The sequence below is a fragment of the Wolbachia endosymbiont of Glossina morsitans morsitans genome (genome assembly GCF_000689175.1).
GTDB classification, from domain to species: Bacteria; Pseudomonadota; Alphaproteobacteria; order Rickettsiales; family Anaplasmataceae; genus Wolbachia; species Wolbachia pipientis.
The window spans coordinates 1-3,902 of record NZ_AWUH01000190.1 but is presented as its reverse complement, the minus strand read 5'-3'; the positions used below and the strand labels follow the sequence as shown (position 1 = coordinate 3,902).

Annotated in this window: 2 protein-coding genes and 4 pseudogenes; 4 read left to right on the top strand and 2 right to left on the bottom strand. The window is 33.3% G+C overall.

Translation table 11 applies throughout. From position 1 onward, the window contains the following. The 4 genes and pseudogenes from WGMM_RS05935 to WGMM_RS06185 form a co-directional block, all read left to right on the top strand. Positions 1-968 (top strand): annotated as a pseudogene (locus WGMM_RS05935) (hypothetical protein); the annotation flags it as partial. A gap of 4 nt (positions 969-972) precedes the next feature. Then, the gene (locus WGMM_RS06965) at positions 973-1,407 is read left to right on the top strand and encodes a hypothetical protein (RefSeq protein WP_240991950.1); all 435 of its coding nucleotides are present in this window, start codon (positions 973-975) and stop codon (positions 1,405-1,407) included. 278 nt (positions 1,408-1,685) lie between these two features. After that, positions 1,686-2,474: pseudogene (locus WGMM_RS04815) on the top strand (RluA family pseudouridine synthase); the annotation flags it as partial. Further along, positions 2,468-2,847, top strand: a pseudogene (locus tag WGMM_RS06185) (RluA family pseudouridine synthase); the annotation flags it as partial. The pseudogenes WGMM_RS04815 and WGMM_RS06185, both read left to right, overlap by 7 nt. Before the next feature lie 11 nt (positions 2,848-2,858). Here the strand turns inward: WGMM_RS06185 and WGMM_RS04810 are convergent. Further along, on the bottom strand, positions 2,859-3,212 hold the full coding sequence (locus tag WGMM_RS04810) for a diacylglycerol kinase (RefSeq protein WP_240991948.1): 354 nt from the start codon (positions 3,210-3,212) through the stop codon (positions 2,859-2,861). A gap of 72 nt (positions 3,213-3,284) precedes the next feature. Continuing rightward, positions 3,285-3,666, bottom strand: a pseudogene (locus WGMM_RS07525) (EndoU domain-containing protein); the annotation flags it as partial. Positions 3,667-3,902 lie beyond the last annotated feature (236 nt).

Sequence of the window (3,902 nt, the reverse complement as noted above, 5' to 3'; positions counted from 1 at the left end):
TTACAGACACTCAAGATCCTTTCAAAGACTATTTTGATTTTTTAGGATTTAGAAAACTTTCTGACCAGCCCAGTAGAATTTTGAGCTCTATAAGAAAGTATTCTGGTACTATATCGATAGCAAGTACCATTGCTACTCTTATAGCATTTACTACCTTTTCTATTCAGCCTGTTATAGTAAGTATTGCTGGATTTGCGTTTACGCCAGCACCTCTTGCCTTTATTCCTCTTGCAGTTTTCTTATTTACTGCTGTTATAAACTTTACAAATACACAAAAAATAAAAGAGAATGAGATAGATAAAAAAGTAGGAAACTATCAAGTTGATGAACAGTACAGCCAGATTGTTCAAGAAGCCGAAAAAATTGAAATTGTAACAAATTTAGATCGTAAGAGGAAAAAGCTTTCAATAGTTTTACCAAATTCTAAGACGCAGAGAGAAATACTAGAAGATATAGAAGCAGAAAATAGAAATAGGATTCTCTTGTTTACTGGATCATATGTATTTGGTACTATTATAGTAGTTTCAGCAATATCACAATCCATTAATGCTCCAATAATATTAATAGCTTTATTAGTCGCTATTCTTTTATGCATCATATCAACACTTAGCAATCTAATAAGTAATAGCGTGGATCATGAAAATCATACTATTAGAAAACACAGTTCTTTAGGTCTTCTATTTCCATACTGGTCTGGAAAGGGCATGGTTGTATCAGTAGTAGAAAATAAGCTTGGTAAAAGGGAAAATGAACTAATATCTCTAACGAAAAAACTACTTAGTCCGCTTTGCAACTCATTTGACAGTAACCTTAAAAAAGCTTGCGATTTACTTGATAATAGTCTTTTAAAGCCTGCAAATATTAACATTAAAGAAACGCTTGATCACCTAAAAAAAATACAGAGAAGACATCAAAAAAGATTTAGATTGGCTACATGCAGAAATTTCAGAAGTTTTAAACAACACTAAAGAATTGACAAAAAAAGCACATTCACTAGATATTGAAGGTACTTTTTCTAGGTTAGAGAATGCTATTAAAATTGCTGAAGATAAGATTGAACGATTTGAACCAAGCCGCTTTGTAGGCTGGCTTCAATCAACTACGCAGTCTAATAATAACGAGTTCCTTAGCATGCTAAAAAAGTTAAAAGAGGATACAGAAGAGGAAAAAACGGAATTGAAGGGGCAATTAAACGTAGTAAGGAATGAATTAGAAGAAATAAAAAAGAAGCAAGCTCAACCAAGTACGCCTGATTTAGAAGCTAACAATGGAAATAATACTAATAAATTATTAGTATTAGAAAATAAAGTCAAAGAACTACGTGACACAGTTAGAAAGTTAGAGCTGGAAGCAGAACAAAATAAGCTGCAGCAAAAGAAGGAAAAGTTAGAGCAAAAAAAAATCTGAACAAGAAAAAACAGATGAATGGAAAGAAAAAATCAACGGCAAACCAAGTGACTTTCTATATTATTTATTAGAATCTATTAAGCTGGAAGAAAAAGATAATAAAGAAAAAAAGGTTGAGGCAACATTACGAGATTTTGATAATAAAGTTACAATCTACTGGAAAGATGGCTCTCAAACAATTTGCCATATTAAAAACAAGGTGATCTGCAAATTGAGTCTAGTGCAACAATGTTTACAGACCCAAATGTTCAAGCAGCATGGGAAATGGCGCGGGGTAAATCACTATAGATCACTCAATAATAACCTTAAGTGTTAATAATGATAAAGAGAAATTAAGGTTAGACACCTATATAGCTGAAAAATGCAACATATCACGCAGTAAAGCTCAAAGATTGATACAAAATGGGCAGGTGAAATTACTTGGCATACCGATAATTAATAATGATCACATAGTAAAACCAGGTGAAGAGTATGTAGTACATCTCGTTCAACCTGACATATCCACATCAATTGAGCCTAATTATGACATAAAACTTGATATCGTCTATGAAGATGAGGACATTATAGTTCTGAGTAAACAAAGTGGATTAACAGTGCACCCAGGTGCTGGGACAAACAATGATACGCTTTTGAACGCAGTTATCGCTCACCTTAATGTAAGACCAGGAATTGTTCATAGACTCGATAAAGATACTAGTGGGCTAATGGTAATTGCAAAAAATGAAGCAGCCCATAGTTTTTTGTCTGAATTGTTATCGAATCGCAAAATAAAGCGGGAATACTTAGCAGTAGTTTGGGGAACATTATCTTCTCAGCAAGGCACGATAAAAAGTAACATTGCTCCCAAACGCAGTAATAAAGAAATGATGTGTATAACAAAAATCACAGGCAAGTTAGCAATCACTGTGCAAAAAGTTGTAGGACTCTTAAGCCTCGTTAAATGCACTTTAGAGACAGGCAGAACACACCAAATTCGAGTCCACATGAGTCACATAGGACATTCCATAGTTGGTGATCAAGTTTATGGAAAAAATAGTAGTAAAAGCACAAAATATGCTAAAAACGCAGTAATAAAGAAATGATGTGTATAACAAAAATCACAGGCAAATTAGCAATCACTCACTATTTAGTGCAAAAAGTTATAGGACTCTTATAAGCCTCGTTAAATGCACTTTAGAGACAGACAGAACACACCAAATTCGAGTCCACATGAGTCACATAGGACATTCCATAGTTGGTGATCAAGTTTATGGAAAAAATGGTAGTAAAAGCACAAAATATGCTAAAAACTCTAGTTTCATTCGTAATTTCAATAGACAAGCACTACATGCTTATACACTGGGCTTATACCACCCAAAAAGTAAGGAATACATGGAATTTGTCTCTGATTTACCGCAAGATATAAAAACTTTAATTGGTGAGTTTGACAACATATCTTAATAACATTCGTATTAACCTGTCAATATTATCATCCATGTTATCAGGAAGTTAATTAATGAAAGAAAAACTGCTGCACTACCTAGTTGTTGTTCACTGGAAATACGCCCAATTGTCGTTTCAAAAGCAGTGTTAACAATTTCCACAATTAATACCAGGAATAGACTGCTTATCATTACTGCACGTTCTAGATTACTTACATCCAAAACAAACAAAATTGAGACACATACTATAAAAAGCAGTAACTCCTGTCTGAACGCAATTTCTGATATAAAAGCTGATTTTATTCCTTCATTGAATTGCTTGCTGAAATCCTTTATTGAATTGCTTTTATTAGACGAATAATGCCCTTCTTCATTATTATTCACAAAACCCTTTAATCAAAATTTTAACTCATTTGGATTTGCTACACCCTATAGCATTTTTATAATTTGTTCATCCTATTGGTTTTGAAATGAAGATTTACCGCAACTACAATAAGTACTCTTATCATCACATTTTGGTGTTAAGTCAGGATAGAACGTGAGTATAGCATCATTCTTTCTTACAAACACTGATTGATAATCGTCATCTTCCATTTCATAGAGACACATTCCATCTTTTCCTAATTCCTTAAACACCTTAGTTGCGGAAATTATCGGCATGAAGGTTATGTGCGTATCCATTTGGGCATTTGACTTTCACTTCCCCATCCTTACCTAAATATTTCATTCCAAATGTATAAACTGGCGGCTTAATATTTGATTTATTGCATAGGGACTTATCATTCCAAATTGCACCTGCCCATTTATCTTCTTGAGCTTCAACATATCTACCTGCAAAAGTATAAGAGATCTATTGAAATTTTAAAGTTATTAAATATTGACGCTATATACTTAAGTGTTAAAATAGAATGAAAAGTTTTTAGGAGTTTATATGGCAGCAGGTGGGAAAGCAAAGACAGCTAGTAAAAATAACCCTACTCAGCGTAAGAAAGCTGAGCAAAAAATGTATAAAGATAAACCGGTAAAACCTGTTAGATATATAGATCGCGATTCGCGCATGAATTATATGTCTGC